This is a genomic window from Microbacterium resistens, from assembly GCF_031456305.1.
Lineage (GTDB): Bacteria > Actinomycetota > Actinomycetes > Actinomycetales > Microbacteriaceae > Microbacterium > Microbacterium resistens_A.
Genome location: NZ_JAVDUM010000005.1, coordinates 127,593 through 147,803, shown reverse-complemented (window position 1 = coordinate 147,803; position 20,211 = coordinate 127,593). Strand labels below are relative to the sequence as shown.

The following is a 20,211-nucleotide window of genomic DNA, read 5'->3' as shown; positions in this document are numbered from 1 at the left end:
GCCTCCCGTGGGCTGCCGCCCATCCCTCGGTCTCCATCGCCCTGTTGTCGCGATCACCTTCCCGTCGCGATCGGTGCACTCGGAGGCAGCTCCCGTCGCGAAAAGTGCCGCGCGTAGCCCACCGAAGCGGCACTTTTCGCGACGGGAGCGGAAGGAAGTGGCCCGAAGGGGGCGCATAGACGGCGGGTGGGAGGATGGGGGCATGGCCCTCTCGGATGCTCCGCTCCTGCGCGCCCTCGCAGGCTCCCGCCCCGACCGCACCCCGGTGTGGTTCATGCGCCAGGCGGGACGCTCCCTGCCCGAGTACCGGGAGCTGCGGGTCGGCACCCGGATGCTCGACGCGTGCCTCACCCCTGACCTGGCGGCCGAGATCACCCTCCAGCCCGTGCGGCGGCACGGCGTCGACGCCGGCATCTTCTTCAGCGACATCGTGGTGCCGCTGCGCCTGGCCGGCGTCGAGGTCGAGATCGAGCCAGGGCGGGGGCCGGTGTTCGCCTCCCCGGTGCGGACGGCGCAGGACGTGGCGCGGATCACGGCGATCGACCCCGCGTCGCTGGACACCTCGGCGATCGCCGAGGCGGTGCGGATCGTCGTCGACGAACTGGGCGAGACCCCGCTGATCGGCTTCGCCGGGGCGCCCTTCACCCTCGCCGCGTACCTCGTCGAGGGCGGCCCCTCCAAGGAGCACCTGCGCGCCCGCGCCATGATGCACACGGACCCCGCGTCGTGGAACCGCCTGGCGGGGTGGCTGGCGCAGGTGTCGCGGACCTTCCTCCTCGCGCAGCGCGCCGCCGGGGCCTCGGCCGTGCAGCTCTTCGACTCCTGGGCGGGCTCCCTGTCGCCCGCCGACTACCGCGCCTTCGTCGCCCCGCACTCGACGGCCGCCGTGACGGGCATCGACGCCCCGGTGATCCACTTCGGCGTCGGCACGGGCCCGTTCCTCGCCGACATGCGCCTCGACGGCGCGGCATCGGCCGTGGGCGTGGACTGGCGCCAGCCGCTGGACGAGGCGGCCGCCGTCCTCGGGCCCGACGTGACCGTGCAGGGCAACATCGACCCGGCGCTCCTGACGGCGCCGTGGCCCGTGATCGAGGCGAGCGTCCGCGAGGTGCTCGCGCGGGGGACCGCGGCGCGCGCCCACATCGTCAACCTCGGGCACGGCGTCCCGCCGGAGACCGATCCCGGCGTGCTCACCCGGATCGTCGAGCTCGTGCACGCCGAGGACGGATCCCGGAGGGGCGGCGCGGAGTGAGCGCCCCGACCCCGCCGGCATCCCCGCCCGCTTCGGCCGGCGCGCCCGGCGGGAGCGACGCGGGGCTCGCGCCGGCCGCCGCGGAGCTGGCCGCGAAGGCCGCGGGCCTGCGCGTCGCGGTGATCGGCGGGGGGATCGCCGGGCTGGTCGCGGCGAAGGAGTGCGCGGCGATCGGCATGCCCGTGACGGTCTTCGAGGCCGCCGCGGTGCCGGGCGGCGTGGTGCGTCGAGGCGAGGCGGACGGGATCGTGTTCGACGCGGGGGCCGAGAGCTTCGCGACCCGCGGCGGACATGTCAGGGCGCTCCTGGCGGACCTCGGGATCGAGGGGCGCATCGTCGATCCCGCGCCGGGCGGAGCGTGGCTCGCCGGCATCCCCGGCGTCGGTGCGGCGCCCCTGCCCCGCGGCGGCATCCTCGGCATCCCGGAGAACCCCTTCGCCGAGGACGTGCGCCGGATCATCGGCTGGCGCGGGACCTGGCGCGCCTATCTGGACCGCGTGCGCCCGCCTCTCACGATCGGCCACGACCGCAGCCTCGGGCACCTCGTGCGCTCGCGGATGGGCGCGCGCGTGCTCGATCGCCTGGTCGCCCCGGTGAGCACCGGTGTCCATTCGGCGCACCCCGACGACATCGACATCGACGCAGCCGCCCCCGGGCTGAACGCGGCCCTCACCCGCGTCGGCTCCCTCTCCGGCGCGGTCGCCGAGCTCCGTGCGGAGAACGCCGCGAAGGCCGGGGCGTCGGCCGAGGCGAAGCGCCCGGGCGCCGCGGTGCAGGGGATCGACGGAGGCATGGCGGTGCTCGTCGACGCGCTCGTGGACCGCCTCGGCACGCTGGGCGCGGAGGTCCGGACGGATCATCCGGTGACCGCGCTGGAGCGGGACGGCGACGCCTGGCTCGTGCACACGGGCGCCGGATCCGCTGAGGGCGCCGGATCCGTGGCGGGCGGGGGGAACCCGACCGATGACACCGCCCCGACCGCGGAGCGCTTCGACGCGGTGATCCTCGCCGCGGACGAGGAGACGGCCCGGCGCCTGCTCGCCCCGCACGTGTCGGCCCTGGACGCGATCCCGGCGGGCCCGTCCCCCCGGATCGAGATCGTGACCCTCGTGCTCGACGCCCCTGCCCTGGACGCGGCACCGCGCGGCTCCGGCGTGCTCACGGTCCCGGGGAGCCACACTGCCAAGGCGCTCACCCACGGCACGGCGAAGTGGCCGTGGCTGCGGGCGTCCGCGGGCGGCCGGCACGTCGTGCGGGTCTCCTTCGGGGCGCAGGGGGAAGAGCCGGCGACCGCCGCGCTGGACGATGACGCGGTCGCCGCGCTCGCGCTGAGCGAGGCCTCGGCGCTCCTCGGCGTCGCGCTGGACCCGGCCGCCCTGCGCGGCTCCTTCCGTGCGCGGTTCGCGCAGTCGCAGCCGTCCGCCTCCCTCGGCGCGGCGGATCGGCGCGCGGCGGCAGGGCGTGTGATCGCCGCGGTCCCCGGACTGGCCGCCGCCGGCGCCTGGCTGTCCGGGACGGGCCTTGCGCAGGTCGTGCCGCACGCGCGCGCCGAGGCCGAGCGGCTCAGGCACGCTCTGCTCTGGGGCTGAGCAGCGCGGAAACACCCGTTCGGCGCCGTCGGATGACGCAGAATGCGCCCATCCGGCCGGTCTGGAAGACGATAGATGCCGAAATCGGAATACGGGGTTACGCTGGTACTCCGCAAGGCCGACCACATCGTGAGGGAGACCCTATGAAGGGGAAGATCGGACTCGTCGTCGGACTCGGCGTGGGGTACGTCCTCGGAACGCGCGCCGGACGCGAGCGCTACGAGCAGATCAAGAAGCAGTGGCTCAAGGTGTGGCACCTCGACCCCGTGCAGGCGCAGGTGTCGAAGGTCCGAGAGTTCGCGAAGACCCAGGCCGCCGCCGTGCCGCAGGCGCTGTGGAACGGTGCGGTCAAGGTCGTGAAGGCCGCGAGCAGCGGCGAGACCCCCGGCCAGAAGGTCGACTCAGCCCTCGCCAGCGGCAGGGGCGTCGTCGACGAGGTCAAGCGCGCCGCGGAGGAGACCGTGGAGGCCGCCGAGAAGGGCGACCTCGACAAGCCCGCCGGGAAGCCGTCCGCCGCCAAGAAGCCCCGAAGCGGCGAGTGACATGCCCCGCGGATATCGGGATCGCGCCGACGACAGCCTGCTGACGCTGCTCGGCGATCTCCCCGACCTGATCAGCAACCTCGTCAAGGCCGAGATCGACGCGGCCAAGGTGTGGATCTCCCGCACCGCCAAGGACGCGGGGATCGGCAGCGTCTGGTTCCTCGTCGCCCTGTTCTTCCTGTTCTGGGCGATCCCCGTCCTCCTCGTCTTCGCGATCGCGGGGATCTCGTCCTGGTGGCCGGTCTGGCTGTCGGCGATCGTGGTCTTCGGGATGCTCCTGCTCGCCGTGGCGGTGTTCGGGCTGCTGGGCGTCCTGCAGTTCCGGCGCCTGACGGCGCGGACCAACCCGGCCCAGGCCGTGGCCGAGGACATCCGAATCGTGAGAGAGGCTGGCGATGACGACCGCTGACCCGAGGAACACCGCAGGCTCGAGGAGCACGGCAGGCCAGAGGGCCTCTGCGTCGCTCCCGCGAACGGCCGTGCCCCACGGCATCGCGGACCCGGTCACCTCGGCGCGCGCCGAGCTGAAGGCGGCCCTGGCCGCGATCGAGGTGAAGGGCAACCTCCCGCGTCGCCTGGAGAAGGCCTCGACCGAGGCCGCCGGAAAGGCCCGCGCGTTCGCGCGCCGCAACCCGGCCGGCGCGATCGCGGGCGCGATCGGCATCGCCGTCGCCGTCGGCGGGATCGTCTGGGCGACGGCGCGCATCCTGTCCCGCTGAGCCGTCCCGCTGGGCGCGGGCTCGTCCGGCCGTGTTCGCGAGGACCCGCCGGAGGGGGCAGACTGGGGTCATGCCCGAAGTCGAAGAGACGACCGTGCCCGCTTCGTCCGAGAACGCCGAGTCCTCCCCGTCCGGATACACGCTCTGGGCCGTCTGGCGACGAAACCCCGACGTCCCGGTGACCGAGAACGACGCCACGGAGCTCGAGGACATCGTTGCCCACGTCGAGGCCGGCGGCGTCTCCGTCCGCGGCTTCTACGACGTGTCCGGCCTCAAGGCCGACGCCGACCTCATGGTCTGGCTCCACGGCGAGACGGCAGAGGAGCTGCAGCGCGACCTCCGACGTCTGCGCCGCACCGAGCTGCTCCGCTCGCTCATCCCGGTCTGGAACGCCCTCGGCGTCCACCGCGACGCGGAGTTCAACCGCGCGCACGTCCCCGGCTTCCTCCGCGGCGTCGAGCCGAAGGGCTGGCTGTGCCTGTACCCCTTCGTCCGGACCCCGGAGTGGTACCTCGCACCCGAGGAGGACCGCCGGCGGATGCTCGCGGAGCACGGGCGCAAGGGCGCGGCCTTCCGCGGCGTCATCGCGAACACGGTCGCCTCCTTCGCCCTCGGCGACTACGAGTGGCTGCTGCCCCTGGAGGCCGACGACCTCACCGAGCTCGTGGATCTGATGCGGGACCTCCGCTACACGGATGCGCGTCGCTACGTGAAGGAGGAGGTGCCGTTCTACACCGGACGGCGACTGCGCCTCGACGAGATCGCCGACGTGCTGCAGTAGACGACATGAGCAGCATCAGCGGCACGGCCGCACCGATCCGCCTCGGCACCAGGCGCAGCGCCCTCGCACAGGCGCAGTCCGGCCATGTCGCAACGGCGCTGGAGAAGATCGCCGGTCGCCCGGTCGAGTTGGTCCCGATCGTCTCCGAGGGGGACACCAACCGCGCGTCCCTGTCCGAGATCGGTGGGATGGGCGTCTTCGCGACCCGCCTGCGCGAGGCTCTCTTACGCGGGGAGTGCGACCTCCTCGTCCATTCCCTTAAGGATCTGCCGACCCGCCAGCCCGACGATCTGGTGATCGCCGCGACGCCGCCACGGGCGGACGCCCGCGACGTCGCGGTCACCCGGGAGGGCGTCCCCCTGCATGAGCTGCCCGCGGGGAGCACGATCGGCACCGGCTCGCCCCGACGCATCGCCCAGGTGCGGATCCGCTCGCCCCGATCCCGCGCGGTGGACATCCGCGGCAACGTCGACTCGCGCCTCGGCCGGGTGCTCTCCGGTGAGTTGGACGCCGTGATCCTCGCCGCGGCCGGGCTGTCCCGGCTGGACGGGGATCCCTTGCGGGGACTGCATTCGGAGCCCCTCGGGCTCTCCGAATGGCCGACCGCTCCCGGGCAGGGGGCGCTGGCGGTCGAGATCGCCGCGGACGCCCCGGAGGAGCTCCGTGCGACGCTCGCCCGGCTGGACGATCTGGACACCAGGATCGCGGTCACCGCGGAGCGCGCGACGCTCGAAGGCCTCGACGCCGGCTGCCAGGCCCCGATGGCCGTGCACGCGACCGTGGAGGGCGGGAACCTGCGCGTGCGAGCCGTCGTCTACGCGCCCGCCGACGAGTGGCGGATCGGCCTCGACGTCACCGAGCCGCTGCCCGGGGGGTATATTCATCAGAACGGCAGTGGCAATGGTGCGGGTGCTGCCGATGGCGCAGACCCGATCAGCGCAGCGCGCGACATCGGGTCGTCTCTTGCCCGTCGGCTGCTCGAACGTGGGGCGGCCGATCTCCTCCCGCGAGACCATTCCCGATGACCATGACTGATTCGAACCAAGCCAAGCCCCTCACCGGCTGGCGCGTGCTCGTGCCGCGCGGCGGCCCCTGGGGCGACGGCGTCGCCGCGAGCCTGCGCGCCCAGGGCGCCGTCCCCGTGGTCGCGCCCCTCATCAACTTCGCCCCGACGACCGATCAGGACTCGCTCGACGAGGCGCTCGTCGCCCTCGCCGCGGGCGCCTTCGACTGGCTGACGGTCACGAGCGCGACGACCGTCGACGTCCTCTTCGCGCACCGCGCCGTCATCCCGCCCCGCACCAGGGTCGCCGCGGTCGGCGAGACCACGGCCGCCGCCCTCCAGGCCGTGGGCTATCAGGTCGACCTCGTGCCGGAGAAGGACAACTCGGCCGAGGGCATGGCCGAGCAGCTCATCGCCCTGGAGAGCGAGCCCCGTCGCATCCTGACGCTGCGGAGCGAGATCGCGAAGCCCGTGCTCTCCAAGTCGCTCCTGAAGGCCGGTCACGACGTCTCCAGCGTCGTCGCGTACCGGACCGTCGGAGTGCCGGTGACCGAGCGGATCCTTCGCGACGTGGAGAACGGGAGGATCAACGCGATCCTCATCACGAGCGGCTCCGTGGCGGAGCAGGTGCACGAGCAGTTCCCGAGCATCCCGTCGACTACGCTCCTCGCGGCGATCGGCCCCCGGACCGCGAAGGACGCCAAGAAGGCCGGCCTGTCGGTGTCGGTGGTCGCCGATCGGCAGACCGTCGATGCGCTCATCGACGCGGTCTCGCACTTCACCCTTCCGCACGCGGTCGACGAGTTCGCGCCGTGAGCGCGCGCCTGCCCGTGAGCGGGTCCTTCCCCACCGTGCGCCCGCGGCGGCTCCGGCAGTCGCCGGCGGTCCGCGATCTCGCTCGGGAGACGGACGTCCTCCCGCGCCATCTCGTCCTCCCCGCGTTCGTGCGCGAGGGGCTGAGCGCTCCCGCGCCGATCGGCTCGATGCCCGGCGTCGTGCAGCACTCGGTCGACTCCCTGCGCCGCGCCGCGGTCGAGGCGGCCGAGGCCGGCATCTCGGGGATCATGCTCTTCGGCGTCCCCGCCGTGCGGGACGCCGTCGGGTCGGGGGCTGACGATCCGGAAGGGATCCTCAACGTCGCGACGGCGGCGGTGGCCGCCGAGGTCGGCGACGCGCTCGTGGTGCAGACCGACCTGTGCCTGGACGAGTTCACCGACCACGGGCACTGCGGAGTCCTCGACGCGAACGGCGCCGTCGACAACGACGCGACCCTGGAGCGCTACGTCTCGATGGGCCTCGCCCAGGCGCGGGCGGGCTCTGGGCTCCTCGGGCTGTCCGGGATGATGGACGGCCAGGTGGGGGCGGTGCGCGAGGCGCTGGACGCCGAGGGCTTCACCGACACGCTCATCCTCGGCTACGCGGCCAAGTACGCGAGCGCCTTCTACGGGCCGTTCCGCGAGGCCGTCGACTCGCAGCTGCACGGCGACCGGCGCACGTACCAGCTGGACCCGGGCAACCGGCGCGAGGGGGTGCGCGAGGCGCTGATCGACGAGGCCGAGGGCGCCGACGTCGTGATGGTGAAGCCGGCGATGGCCTTCCTCGACGTGCTGCGCGAGGTCCGCGACGCCGTGACGGTGCCGGTGTGGGCCTATCAGGTGTCGGGCGAGTACGCGATGATCGAGGCCGCCGCCGCGAACGGCTGGATCGATCGCCGCGCGGCCGTGCTGGAGTCCCTGCTGTCGATCCGCCGTGCCGGTGCCGACGTGGTTCTGACCTACTGGGCGACGGAGGCTGCGGGCTGGATCCGCGCGCAGTGACCCGAGTCTAGGGATCCGCGAGACTGCAACTGCGTTCCGAGGCAGCGCGATTTTTCCGCAGTCTCGGAACGCAGATGCAGTCTCGCCGAAGCCCGAAGCCCGAAGCCCGAAGCCCGAAGCCCGAAGCCATCCGGGGCCGGGACGGCCATGATCCTAGGAGTGCACGATGACCGATCGCAACGATGACCTCTTCGACGCCGCGCGCGCCGTGATCCCGGGCGGCGTGAACTCGCCGGTCCGCGCCTACGGGTCGGTCGGCGGCACGCCCCGGTTCCTCTCCTCCGCCTCCGGCGCCACGGTGACGGACGCCGAGGGACGTCGCTACGTCGACCTTGTGGCCTCCTGGGGTCCGGCCCTCCTCGGCCACGCGCACCCGGAGGTCGTCGCCGCCGTGCAGGAGGCGGCGACCCGGGGCCTCTCGTTCGGCGCTCCGACCGAGGGCGAGGTCGAGCTTGCGGCCCTCGTCGCCGATCGGGTCCGCGTGGGCGAGTCCCGCCCCGTCGAGCGGGTGCGCCTGGTCTCCACCGGGACCGAGGCGACCATGACCGCGATCCGCCTCGCCCGCGGGGCGACCGGGCGGGACCTCCTGGTGAAGTTCGCGGGGCACTACCACGGCCACTCCGACGGGCTGCTCGCCGCGGCCGGATCCGGTGTGGCGACCCTCGCGCTCCCCGGCTCCGCGGGCGTCCCCGCGCCCATCGCCGCGCAGACACTGGTCATCGACTACAACGATCCGGACGCGCTCGCCGCGGTGTTCGCGGAGCACGGCGAGCGGATCGCCGCCGTGATCGTCGAGGCGTCCGCCGCGAACATGGGCGTCGTCGCTCCGCTCCCCGGGTTCAACCGCCTGCTGGCCGAGACCGCACATGCGCACGGGGCGCTGCTGATCCTGGACGAGGTGCTCACCGGCTTCCGCGTGCACCCGGCCGGCTTCTGGGGGCTCCAGCAGGAGGCGGGGGAGGAGTACCTGCCGGACATCCTCACCTTCGGCAAGGTGGTCGGCGGCGGGATGCCGCTCGCCGCGCTCGGAGGACGGGCCGAGATCATGGATCTGCTCGCGCCGGTCGGTCCGGTCTATCAGGCGGGGACGCTCTCCGGGAACCCGCTGTCGGTCGCGGCGGGCCTTGCCACGCTGCGGCTGGCGACGCCGGAGGTCTATGCGCGGGTGGATGCGGCGGCCGGCCGCGTCGCGAACGCCCTGGACCGGTCGCTGACCGAGGCGGGCGTCGTGCACGCCGTTCCGCGGGCGGGCAGCCTGTTCGGCGTCGCGTTCCGGCCGGAGGCGCCGAAGGACTACGCCGAGGCCCAGTCCCAGGACGTCTTCCGCCACGCGCCGTTCTTCCACTCCCTGCGCGAGGCGGGCATCGCCCTGCCGCCGAGCGTCTTCGAAGCCTGGTTCCTCACGGCCGCGCACGGCGAGGAGGAGGTGGCCGCGATCGAGGCCGCCCTCCCCGCCGCCGCGCGTGCCGCAGCCCTGGCCACCCTCTGACGGCCGCTCGCCCCTCACCGCGGCCGCGGCCTCGGTCCCGTCCCGCCCCGTCTCGTCCGGTCCCGTCCCGTCCACGCCGAGCCTGCAACTGCGTTCCGAGACAGCGCGATTTCTCCGCAGTCTCGGAACGCAGTTGCCGTCTCGCGGGTTCTGACGACGGGAGCGGGCCGGCGCGGGAGACGAGGCGCGCGGGGAGACGGGTGGGATTGCGTCCGATGGCGGATCGTTGCCGTCCTGTGAGCTTGTCACCAGGACGCGGGTGCGGACGACTGGCAGACTAAGAGCCATGGTGACCTTGCTGCTGGATCGGACACGGCTCGAGGTGGTGCTTTCGCCCATCGAGCGCGCCGTGACGCTCCACCGCGAGAACCTCCTGATCGAGCGTGACGCGATCGTCAAGGTGCAGCTCACCGACGATGCCTGGACCTGGCTCCGCGGCGTCGCCTCGCCGGGGACGCACGTCCCTGGCGTGCTCGCGGCCGGATCCTGGAAATCCGCCTCAGGCCTGGACTTCGTGCTGATCCGCCGTCGCCGTCCGAGTGTCGTGATCGACCTGGAGGGCGCCGACTACCAGCGGCTCATCCTCACGACACGGCACGGCCTCGCGCTCACCCGCGCTCTGCGCCTCGATGTCGCGGCAGAGCCCGCCGACGTCTCCGACATCGCCTCCTCGGGGAATGGCGCCGGGGCCGGGAAGAAGCCCCGTCGGTCCCGCAGGTCGGCCGTCCGTCCGGTCTGACCGGTCCACCGCTGACACGTTGTCGGACCGATCCTCCTCTGAACTGTTGTCGGACCGATCCACCGTTGTCGGATGGATTCGGCGAAACGGCCCGACGGGGATGACATTGTCCGACCAGATGGCGGACAAAAGAGAGCGCGGCGACCCGGTCATCCGGATCGCCGCGCTCTCTGACTGCGTGTGAGGAGGGTCAGTCCTGCCGGCCCTCGCCGTGCTCGCCCTCGCGATGCTCACCGTGCTGGTGTTCACCGTGCTCGTGCTCGCTGTCCTGGTGCTGGCCGTCGTGATGGTCGCCGTCGTGTCCGTGGCCGTCGCCGGCGTCGTGGCCGTCGTCTTGGCGCTGGTCCTCACCCTGAGCCGGAGCATCGGATGAAGCGTCGGACGGGACGTACGAGGGGGCGTCGTCGTTGTAGTAGGCCCGCGCCGCTGCGGCGAGCGATGCGCTGACGGCCGCGGCGCGCGGGTCCTCGCCCTGCGTCACATCGTCGTCGCCGTGGTCGTCCTCGTGCGGCTGCTCCAGGATCACCTGGATCTCCTGGGTCTGGCCCTCGGCGAGCGAGGCGAAGATCTCGATCCCGGCGATCTCCGTCGTCTCGGTCGGCGGCTCCGTCCCCTGCTCGTTCACGGCATCCACCGGGGCGTCATCACCCAGCACGACCTCGGGAGCGTGCTCGGCGGCGTCCTCCCCAACCTGCGGAGCGGACTCGGCCTGCGCCTCGGAGCTCTGCTCGTCGTCCTGTGACCCGGACTCGGCGTCGCCGTGGTCCTGCCCCGCCTCGGAGCCGTGCTCGTCGTCGGAGCCGTGCTCGTGCGGCGACTCCTCGGCCTGCGTGGGCTCCTCGCCCTGCGACTCGGTGTCGTCGGTCTTCGCGTCCGCGGGCGCGTCCGTCTCGGCTTCGGCCGGTGCGGTCTGCGCGCCCCAGACGAGCTCGTCGAAGCTCGCCGGTGCCGCCGTCGGTGCGATCGAGACAGCCTCGGTCGCGAACGGAAGCGGGACGTCGCCGCCCTCGCGGTGCTCGCCGTCGGATGCCGCGGGCGCTGCGAACAGCGACGTCGGGGTGCCGTCGGAGGCGTCCTCTTCGGCGGTGTTCGTGTCCGGGGCTCCGAAAGAGCTCTCGTCGACGCCGAAGTCCTCGTCGGAGTCGATCGGGGTCGTCAGCGCGACACCCGGCGCGTCCGCCTCGGAGCGGCCCTCCTCAGACCGGTCGTCAGAGTGGCTCTCCTCGGAGTGGTCCTCGTCGGAGGACGTGATCGCGGTGATCGCCTCGGTGGGGGGCAGCGCGTCGCCGGCGTCCCAGACGCGGGTCTCGTCGCCGCCATCGCCCTCGTCGACGTGCGCCACCTCATCGGAGGCGTCGGCCTGAGCGTCGTCGGACGGAGCATCGTCCGACTGAACGTCGTCGCTCTGAGCATCCTCGGACTGAGTTTCCTCAGGCTGGGCTTCGTCGCTCTCGGCGGAGGACTCATCCCCCTGAGCGTCGTCGGAACCCTGCGTGCCCTCGGCCTCAGACCCCTCGCCCTCAGAATCCTGAGCCTCGGAATCCTGGGCCTCAGAGTCCTCAGAGTCCTCAGAGCCCTCGGACCCTTCGTCCTCGGTGTCGGCTGCTTCGTCGGGACGCTCATCGGCCTCTGCGGTGGAGGAGCCCTCGGCAGCGTCTCCCGCAGCCTCGCCCTGAGAAGCCTCACCCTGGGCGGACTCGGCCTGGGCGGACTCGGCCTGGGCGGACTCGGCCTGGGCGCGCGCGGCACGGCGCGGCGACAGCTCCCCGCTCTCGGCCCCGTCGAACAGCCCGGCAGCGCCCGCAGCACCGGCGATGCCGGCGGCTCCGATCGCGGCTCCGGCGGCCAGCGCGGCACCCGCCCCACCAGCCCCCTCAGCACTGGCAGCTCCCGCGCCAGCGGCATCGGCTCCGGCGGCACCAGCTCCGGCGGCACCGGCAGCGGCAGCGCCGGCGTCCGTCGCGACGACGGGCATCGCGGTCGTGACGTCCAGCGGGGCGGCGCCTGCGATCGGGTCGCGGCGCCCGTGCACGAGGTCGAGGAAGACCTCCTCCAGGGTCGGCCCGCGCTGGAGCAGCGTGGTCAGCGCGATGCCGGCGGAGGCGGCCACCGCACCGACCGTGGCGGCGTCGGTGTCGTGCACCGTCAGGCCGGAGCGTAGGACGTCGTAGGTCAGGCCGGCGCCGGCGAGCGCGGAGGCGAGGACCCCGCGGTCCTCGGCATCGACGACGACGGATCCGTTGGTCGGGTCGGACAGCTTGCTGATGCTGTCGGCGTAGACGAGGCGCCCCTTCGAGAGCACGAGCACGTCGTCGGCGATCTGCTCGATCTCGCTGAGCACGTGCGAGGACACCAGCACGGTGCGTCCCTCGTCGGCCAGTCGGCGCATGAGGAGGCGCATCCAGCGGATGCCCTCCGGGTCCAGGCCGTTCGCGGGCTCGTCGAGCACCAGCGCGCCGGGGTCTCCGAGGAGCGCCGTCGCGACGCTGAGACGCTGGCGCATGCCGAGCGAGTACGCGCCGATCCGCGACTCGGTCTCGTTCTGAAGGCCGACGATCGACATGACCTCGTCCACGCGGGAGAGCGGGATGCCGTTGGCCTTCGCCGCGATCGACAGCTGGCGGGCGGCGGTCCGGCGGGGCCGGTAGAGGGCCTCCTCCATGACCGATCCCACGGTGCGCAGCGGGTGACGCAGCTCCGAGTAGGCCTTGCCGCCGATCGTCGCGGTGCCGGACGTGGAGCGCACGAGACCGAGCAGGATGCGCAGGGACGTGGTCTTCCCCGCCCCGTTGGGTCCGAGGAATCCGGTCACAGCACCGGGGGTGATCCGTGCAGATAGGTCGTCAACGGCAGTCAGCGCGCCGAATCGCTTCGTCACCCGAGAGAACTCGAGCAGCTGTCCGTCGGTCATCCGCGACCTCTCGTCGTCAGGGGCAGTACCTGTCTATCTTGTCGGAAAGTACCTCGAAAAGCTCATCGACCTCGTGAATTCCCGTCGCGGCGGACAGCCGGACGAGGCCCGCGCCGGGGGTAACGTGGCAATCGTGACCCCCGCCGACGATGCCCCCACCCGTTCCGCGCCCTCCGTCATCGCCCGCACCGAGGGTGCGCTCGGACACATCACCCTCAATCGCCCCGAGGCGCTGAACGCGCTCGATCTCGGGATGATCCGCTCGATGACCGCGATCCTCGACGCCTGGCGCGAGGACACCGACGTGCAGATCGTGCTGATCGACGGGGCAGGGGACCGCGGCCTCTGCGCGGGCGGGGACGTGCGGGCGCTCTACGACATGGTGAAGGAGGGCCGGGTCGAGGAGACGGTGGCCTTCTTCCGGGAGGAGTACGCGCTGGACGCGGCCATCGCGGAGTATCCGAAGCCGGTCGTCGCGATCGCCGACGGCATCACGATGGGCGGCGGGATCGGGATCGCGGGCCATGCGGCGATCCGGATCGTCACCGAGCGATCGCGACTGGCGATGCCCGAGACCAGGATCGGCTTCACCCCCGACGTCGGGGGCACCTGGCTGCTCGGCCGCGCCCCCGGACGGCTCGGCGAGTACCTCGCACTGACCGGGGGGACGATGGACGGCGCGGACGCGCTGTACGCAGGCTTCGCCGACCACCTCGTCCCCTCCGATCGGCTGGAGGCGCTCCGCGAGGCCCTCGCACATCGCGCGGACCCGACCGGGCCCAGCGAGATCGTGCTCCTCTTCGACGAGACGCCGGAGCCGTCGGCGCTGCCGGGGAAGCGCGCCTGGATCGACGACGCCTTCGCCGGCGAGTCGGTCGTGGAGATCGTGGCCCGGCTGCGCGCCTCGACGGACGCCGGCGCGGCGGACGTCGCCGACACGCTGGAGGGGCTCTCCCCCACGGCGCTGGCCGTGGCGCTCGACGCGGTGCGTGAGGCGCGGGGGATGGGCGGCCTCCGCGAGGCGCTGGCCGGCGAGTACCGCCGGGTCCTGTGGTTCGCGGCGCACCACCCCGATCTGGTGGAGGGGATCCGGGCGCAGCTGGTCGACAAGGACCGCGACCCGCACTGGAGCCCGGCGACGCTCGCCGAGCTCGACCCCGCGGCATCGGCCCCGGCCCGCGAGTACACGCCGCCCGTCCCGCTCTGGTCCTGAACGCCGCTCCGGTCGTGAACACCGCTCTCACCCCGTGATCTGCCTCGACGGGCAGGGCGGGGGACGGGTACCCGCGGCGACTCCCCCAAGTCGGTGCGCGGGCACCCGCGCCTGATCGTCGCACGGACGGATGTCCCGGTCCGTCGCCGGTGACCGATGCGGGTGCCCTCGGGCATGGCTGCGGGGTACCCCTATGTGCAATCACATAGGGGTACCCCGCTGATGGCGGGTGAATACGCGACACGGAGGCATCGCCGGGCGACGGCGTGCCACCATGTGCTCCTCGGCGTCTGTCACGGTTCTGGCGCCGGTTGGGGGGAGGGACCGTGCTAGTCAAACGCGCCGCGAGAGCGGTATGGATCGGCGAGCGCATCGGAGGCGCGGAGGGCGGGAGGGTCCTCGCGCCGCATGTCGCGGGGGAGATCGCGCGCCTCGGCGACCTCGGGTTCGCCGATGTGGAGCAGATCATCCGACGTCTCACGCCGGGGCAGCTGAGCGGGATGGAGGTGCTTCCGCGCGTCCTGCCGCTCTCACCGGCGCTTCGCGATCAGTACGCGCCGCTCCTGGAGGCCGCGGGGCCGGCGGGCAGGCGACTGCTGCTCACCGCGGCCCTGTGCACCTCGGACCGGTTCGACGTCGTCCTCGCGGCGGCGGCGACCGATCCGGCGGTCCTGCTCGCGAAGGGCGTCGAGGACCTGCTCCTCTGGGAGAACGGCCGCTACGAGTTCGCGTCGCCGGTGGCGCGGGCCGCGGTGCTGCACGGGCTCTCGACGCAACGGGTGCCCGCCCACCGCGCGCTGGCCCGTGCGCATCGCCAGCGGGGCGACGTCGGCCGCTCGGCCTGGCATGCGGCCCACATCGGCGACGGCGCACCCGAGGGCACGGTCCGCGAGCTGATGAGGTTCGGCGAGCGCCTGCTGGTCGGCGGGTCGGCGGACGCGGCGTATCGCGCCGGCCGGATCGTCGCCAGGGACGCCGACGCCTCCCTGAGCGCTCGCGGGCGTCTCCTGATGGGAAGGGCGGCGGCCGCCCTCGGGTGCTTCGAGGAGGCGGCGGCCATCCTGGGGACGTTCCACGGCACGTCGCATCAGGAGGCGGCCTCGCCCGTCCTCGCGGCCTCCGTGAGCCACCTCCGCGGCGTGCTGCCCGGTGAGGAGGCGGTCCCCGCGCTCTCGCGGCTGACGGCGCTGCTGCGGGCGTTCGAGGCGACGAACGCGGACCGGGAGGCGATCGCCGGGATCGAGGCGATCCGCGGGATCTGGGGCGACGACGACGAGGTGGACGCGATCCAGGCCCGGCTCGTGATGACCAACACCGGCTCGCGCCGCGCATGGCCGTGGAAGGTCACCGACGGGGCGCTGTCGCCCATCATCGACGGATACCTGCGGGGACAGCAGGCCGCGCTCCTCATCATCTCCGGCGAGCCGGACTCGGCGGCCACCGCGGTCCGCGACTCCCTGTGCCGGCTGCCCATGACCCACCTCGGCGGGGGCGTGATCGCCAGCGGGCTCCGGATGCTGCGGCATGCCGCGCCGGAGCTGTGGACGGGGTTCGCCGGCGTCCTCGCACGGGTGCGGCCCACCGTTCCCGTCCGGATCGAGCCGGGCTACCGACTCGCGGCCCCGCGCCTCTCGGCCGTCGCCTCGCGTCTGGACCGGGACGCCGGGATGAGGGCGCGTCTCGGGAGCGCCCTCACCGCACGGGAGAACGAGATCGCCGAGCTCGTCGCCGAGGGGCTGAAGAACCGCGAGATCGGCGAGCGGCTCGGTATCGCGGGGCGGACGGTGGAGATCCATCTGGGGCGGATCTTCCGCAAGCTGAGCATCGGCAGCAGAGCCGAGCTGATCGCGCTGGTGGTCCGCCGTCAGGTGGGGAGGGCCGGATGACCGGCTGCCCGGATGACCGGCCGCCTTTGTTCGATCGGATTCAGAAAGGCCCGCTGATCCGGGGATCGTTTCGCTGAGAGCGAAGGTTTTGAACTCTTTGCTGAGAATGTCCGTGGCCCGTGGCACTCTATACCGTGGCCGAATCACGGTCCGTATCACATCCGTCTGGTAATCAGGAAGTCCGCCTGTGCTCGGGAAAATCCTCGTCCGCTATCTGTCCCGCTATCGATGGCTGCTCGTCGGCGTGCTGGTCTTCCAGTTCGCCAGCGCGCTGGCCTCTCTCTACCTGCCCCGCCTGAACGCCGACATCATCGACAACGGCGTCGCCCAGTCCGACACCGCCTACATCTGGGGTCATGGCCTGCTCATGCTGGCCATCTCGCTCGGTCAGATCGTCGCCTCCGTCATCGCGACCTTCTTCGCGGCCCGCGCCGCCATGTCGCTGGGGCGCGACATCCGCGCCGACGTCTTCGCCCGCGTGAGCGGCTTCTCGGAGAGGGAGGTGTCCCAGTTCGGGGCCGGCTCCCTCATCACCCGCAACACCAACGACGTGCAGCAGGTGCAGATGCTCGCCATGATGGGCGCGACGATGTTCGTCACCGCCCCGCTGCTGGCGATCGGCGGCATCATCATGGCCGTGCAGACCAACGTGGGCCTGAGCTGGCTCATCGCGGTCTCGGTGCCCGCGCTGCTCATCGTGGCGGCGATCGTCATCGGCCGCATGGTCCCGCTGTTCCGCAGCTACCAGGGCAAGCTCGACTCCGTGAACCGCGTCATGCGCGAGCAGCTCACGGGCGTCCGCGTCGTCCGCGCCTTCGTGCGCGAGCGCATCGAGGAGGAGCGGTTCCGCGAGGCCAACACCGACATCATGGTCGTCGGCCGCAAGGTCGGCTCGCTGTTCGTCCTGCTGTTCCCGCTGTTCATGCTGATCCTCAACGTCACCGTGGTCGGCGTGATCTGGTTCGGCGGCATCGAGGTCAACGCCGGCACGGTGCAGGTCGGCACGCTGTTCGCCTTCATGCAGTACATCGGCCAGATCATGATGGGCGTCATCATGTCCAGCTTCATGGCCATGATGATCCCGCGCGCCGCGGTGTCCGCCGAGCGCGTCGGCGAGGTGCTGGACGCGGAGTCGAGCATGAGCCGTCCGGCCCAGGGCGTCACCGCCTTCCCCGCACGGGGGGCCGTCTCCTTCGAGAACGTCGAGTTCACCTACCCCGGTGCGGAGTCTCCTGTCCTCACCGACATCTCGTTCCGGGCGGAGCCCGGCGAGACCGTCGCGATCGTCGGATCCACCGGTGCGGGCAAGACCACGCTGGTCTCGCTCATCCCACGGCTGTTCGACGTCACCCGCGGCGCGGTCGCGGTCGGCGGCACCGATGTGCGCGAGGCCGACGTCGAGACGCTGTGGCAGAGCATCGGCCTCGTTCCGCAGCGTCCGTTCCTCTTCACGGGGACCGTGGCGTCCAACCTCCGCTTCGGGCGTGAGGACGCCACGGACGAGGATCTGTGGAAGGCCCTGGAGATCGCGCAGGCGAAGGACTTCGTCTCCGAGATGCCCGACGGGCTCGACTCCCACATCGCCCAGGGCGGCACGAACGTGTCCGGCGGTCAGCGTCAGCGGCTCGCGATCGCCCGTGCGATCGTGCACCAGCCGGAGATCCTGGTCTTCGACGACTCGTTCTCGGCGCTCGACCTCACCACGGACGCGCGATTGAGGCAGGCGCTCTGGCGCGAGCTGCCACAGGTGACGAAGATCGTCGTCGCACAGCGCGTCTCCACCATCACCGATGCCGACCGGATCGTCGTCCTCGAGGGCGGCACCATGATCGGCGTCGGCACGCACGAGGAGCTGCTCGCAGGCAATGACACCTATCGCGAGATCGTCCAGTCGCAGCTGGGGGTGGACGCATGAGTGCTGAGGACCGCAAGGACACCCGCCGCGCCTCCCGCGCCCAGAGCCCGACCGTCACGGCCGAGCCCGAGCTGACGGACGCCGAGAAGTACGAGGCCGAGCTCGCCGAGCAGGCGCGCATCGACGGCGGCGGCTGGGACGCGCCGCCTCCCGGCAAGGCCGACAACTTCGGCCCGAGCTTCGCCCGCATGATCGGCCTGCTCAAGCCCTACGCGCTCTGGTTCGTGATCGTCTCGATCCTCGGCGCCGTCGGCGTCGTGCTCGCGGTGGCAGCCCCCAAGGTGCTCGGCGAGGCGACCAACATCGTCTACGAGGGCGTCATCTCCAACCAGCTCGCGCAGGCGACCGGGGACTTCCCCGGCTTCCCCGCAGGCACCTCGCAGGCCCAGGTCGTCGAGATGCTCCGTGCGGGAGGGCAGACCGAGTTCGCGAACATGGTCGCCGCCATGCAGCACTTCTCGGTCGGAACCGGCATCGACTTCGACCGTCTGCGCTGGGTGATCACCGGCGCGCTGGCGATCTACGTCGGCTCGGCGTTCCTCAGCTGGATCCAGGGCTACGTCATCAACATCATCATGGTCCGCACCATGTGGCGCCTGCGCGAGCAGGTCGAGGCGAAGATCAACCGCCTGCCGCTGGCGTACTTCGACAAGGTTCAGCGCGGTGAGCTGATCTCGCGCGTGACGAACGACATCGACAACATCACTCAGACGATGCAGCAGTCGCTGTCCGGGGCGCTCACCTCGGTGCTGACCGTCGTCGGCGTGCTGATCATGATGTTCACGATCTCGTGGCAGCTCGCCCTGGTCGCCCTGGTCGCGCTGCCGCTCATGGCCGTGATCTTCGGCGTCATCGGTCCGCGCTCGCAGAAGGCCTTCGGCATCCAGTGGCGCAAGGTCGGCCGCCTCAACGCCCGTGTGGAGGAGGCGTTCTCCGGTCACGCGCTGGTCAAGGTGTACGGCCGCGAGAAGGACGCGCTGGAGAAGTTCCAGACGGAGAACCAGGAGCTCTACGAGGCGAGCTTCAAGGCGCAGTTCCTGTCCGGCATCATCATGCCGGCCATGACCTTCATCGGAAGCCTCACCTATGTGGGCATCGCGGTGCTCGGCGGCCTGATGGTCGCGAGCGGCCAGATCCGCCTCGGCGACGTGCAGGCGTTCATCCAGTACTCGCAGCAGTTCACGCAGCCGCTGTCGGAGCTGGGTGGCATGGCCGCCGTCGTCCAGTCCGGCACGGCGTCGGCCGAGCGGGTGTTCAACCTGCTCGACGCCGAGGAGCAGGATCCGGATGCGGAGGACGCACCGACCGTCACCGACGGCAAGGGCGTCATCGAGTTCGAGCACGTGGCGTTCGCCTACGACCCGGAGCGTCCGCTCATCAAGGATCTGTCGTTCCGGGTGGAGCCGGGGCAGACGGTCGCGATCGTCGGACCGACGGGCGCGGGCAAGACCACCCTGGTCAACCTCGTGATGCGCTTCTACGAGCTGAGCGGCGGGCGGATCCTCCTCGACGGCCAGGACATCGCCGAGATGACCCGCGAGGACCTGCGCTCCCGCACCGGCATGGTGCTGCAGGACCCGTGGCTGTTCGCGGGCAGCATTCGCGAGAACATCCGCTACGGGAAGGCGTCGGCCAGCGACGAGGAGATCCTCGATGCGGCCAGGGCCACCTACGTCGACCGGTTCGTGCACGCGCTGCCCGAGGGGTACGACACCGTGCTCGACGAGGACGCGACCAACGTGTCCGCGGGCGAGCGGCAGCTCATCACGATCGCGCGCGCGTTCGTGGCGCAGCCGTCGATCCTCATCCTGGACGAGGCCACGAGCGCGGTGGACACCCGGACCGAGCTGCTGCTGCAGCACGCGATGGCCGCGCTTCGTGAGGGGCGTACGTCCTTCGTGATCGCGCACCGTCTGTCCACGATCCGCGACGCCGACCTGATCCTGGTGATGGAGCACGGCGACATCGTGGAGCAGGGCACGCACGAGGGCCTCATCGGGGCCAAGGGCGCCTACTGGCGCCTGTACCAGTCGCAGTTCGAGCAGGCGTCGGTGGACGTCGACGCCGAGGAAGCGCTCACCGGCTCCGTGCCGGTGGTCGTGACCGGCGACGCCGACGCGAACCCGACGGCCGGGATCGCCACGGCGACCGGTGCCGCCGCGGTGGAGGGCGCCGCTGCGGCGGGTGCCGCCGCGGCCGCGGTGGAAGGGGCGACGGAGCGCGATCAGCGCTCCTGAGCCACACGGCCGAACCACACGGCTGAACCACACGACGAAGGGGCTCGCACATCGGTGCGGGCCCCTTCGTCGTTCCCTCTCCGGTCCATCCCCTTCCGGTCCAGCTCCCCAGCCGCCC

Annotated in this window: 16 protein-coding genes; 15 read left to right on the top strand and 1 reads right to left on the bottom strand. The window is 72.0% G+C overall.

Annotated elements, in window-relative coordinates:
• Positions 1–202 precede the first annotated feature (202 nt).
• The 11 genes from hemE (at position 203) to J2Y69_RS07345 (ending at position 9,931) form a co-directional block, all read left to right on the top strand.
• Positions 203–1,252, top strand: coding sequence for a uroporphyrinogen decarboxylase (gene hemE, locus J2Y69_RS07395; RefSeq protein ID WP_310019111.1), 1,050 nt, complete (start codon positions 203–205; stop codon positions 1,250–1,252).
• Positions 1,249–2,841, top strand: a complete 1,593-nt coding sequence (locus tag J2Y69_RS07390) for a protoporphyrinogen/coproporphyrinogen oxidase (protein ID WP_310019109.1) — start codon at positions 1,249–1,251, stop codon at positions 2,839–2,841. The genes hemE and J2Y69_RS07390 overlap by 4 nt, the downstream gene beginning before the upstream one ends.
• 143 nt (positions 2,842–2,984) lie before the next feature.
• Positions 2,985–3,383 (top strand): hypothetical protein, encoded by a 399-nt coding sequence (locus J2Y69_RS07385; RefSeq protein ID WP_310019107.1) that lies wholly within the window; start codon positions 2,985–2,987, stop codon positions 3,381–3,383.
• A gap of 1 nt (position 3,384) precedes the next feature.
• Positions 3,385–3,792 (top strand): phage holin family protein, encoded by a 408-nt coding sequence (locus J2Y69_RS07380; protein WP_310019105.1) that lies wholly within the window; start codon positions 3,385–3,387, stop codon positions 3,790–3,792.
• Positions 3,779–4,102 (top strand): hypothetical protein, encoded by a 324-nt coding sequence (locus tag J2Y69_RS07375; protein ID WP_310019102.1) that lies wholly within the window; start codon positions 3,779–3,781, stop codon positions 4,100–4,102. The genes J2Y69_RS07380 and J2Y69_RS07375 overlap by 14 nt, the downstream gene beginning before the upstream one ends.
• 70 nt (positions 4,103–4,172) lie before the next feature.
• Positions 4,173–4,883 (top strand): hydrogen peroxide-dependent heme synthase, encoded by a 711-nt coding sequence (gene hemQ, locus J2Y69_RS07370; protein ID WP_310019100.1) that lies wholly within the window; start codon positions 4,173–4,175, stop codon positions 4,881–4,883.
• 5 nt (positions 4,884–4,888) lie between these two features.
• The gene (hemC, locus tag J2Y69_RS07365; RefSeq protein WP_310019099.1) at positions 4,889–5,908 is read left to right on the top strand and encodes a hydroxymethylbilane synthase; all 1,020 of its coding nucleotides are present in this window, start codon (positions 4,889–4,891) and stop codon (positions 5,906–5,908) included.
• A 2-nt stretch (positions 5,909–5,910) separates the two neighbouring features.
• Entirely contained in the window at positions 5,911–6,702 is a 792-nt protein-coding gene (locus tag J2Y69_RS07360; RefSeq protein WP_396653059.1) for a uroporphyrinogen-III synthase, read from the top strand.
• Positions 6,699–7,703, top strand: a complete 1,005-nt coding sequence (gene hemB / locus J2Y69_RS07355) for a porphobilinogen synthase (RefSeq protein WP_310019094.1) — start codon at positions 6,699–6,701, stop codon at positions 7,701–7,703. The genes J2Y69_RS07360 and hemB overlap by 4 nt, the downstream gene beginning before the upstream one ends.
• Positions 7,704–7,869: 166 nt before the next feature.
• Positions 7,870–9,192 (top strand): glutamate-1-semialdehyde 2,1-aminomutase, encoded by a 1,323-nt coding sequence (gene hemL / locus J2Y69_RS07350; protein ID WP_310019092.1) that lies wholly within the window; start codon positions 7,870–7,872, stop codon positions 9,190–9,192.
• A 286-nt stretch (positions 9,193–9,478) separates the two neighbouring features.
• Positions 9,479–9,931, top strand: coding sequence for a hypothetical protein (locus tag J2Y69_RS07345; protein WP_310019090.1), 453 nt, complete (start codon positions 9,479–9,481; stop codon positions 9,929–9,931).
• 190 nt (positions 9,932–10,121) lie between these two features.
• On the opposite strand, the gene J2Y69_RS07340 is transcribed toward J2Y69_RS07345, so the two are convergent.
• Positions 10,122–12,842 (bottom strand): ATP-binding cassette domain-containing protein, encoded by a 2,721-nt coding sequence (locus J2Y69_RS07340; protein WP_310019088.1) that lies wholly within the window; start codon positions 12,840–12,842, stop codon positions 10,122–10,124.
• 133 nt (positions 12,843–12,975) lie between these two features.
• On the opposite strand from J2Y69_RS07340, the gene J2Y69_RS07335 reads away from it, so the two are divergent.
• The 4 genes from J2Y69_RS07335 (at position 12,976) to J2Y69_RS07320 (ending at position 20,093) form a co-directional block, all read left to right on the top strand.
• A complete protein-coding gene (locus J2Y69_RS07335; protein WP_310019085.1) occupies positions 12,976–14,055 on the top strand; it encodes an enoyl-CoA hydratase/isomerase family protein in 1,080 nt (359 codons plus the stop codon).
• 326 nt (positions 14,056–14,381) lie between these two features.
• On the top strand, positions 14,382–15,941 hold the full coding sequence (locus J2Y69_RS07330) for a helix-turn-helix transcriptional regulator (RefSeq protein ID WP_310019083.1): 1,560 nt from the start codon (positions 14,382–14,384) through the stop codon (positions 15,939–15,941).
• Between the two features lie 187 nt (positions 15,942–16,128).
• Positions 16,129–17,856 (top strand): ABC transporter ATP-binding protein, encoded by a 1,728-nt coding sequence (locus J2Y69_RS07325; protein ID WP_310019081.1) that lies wholly within the window; start codon positions 16,129–16,131, stop codon positions 17,854–17,856.
• Positions 17,853–20,093 (top strand): ABC transporter ATP-binding protein, encoded by a 2,241-nt coding sequence (locus J2Y69_RS07320; protein WP_310019079.1) that lies wholly within the window; start codon positions 17,853–17,855, stop codon positions 20,091–20,093. Before J2Y69_RS07325 ends, J2Y69_RS07320 begins: the two co-directional genes overlap by 4 nt.
• Positions 20,094–20,211 lie beyond the last annotated feature (118 nt).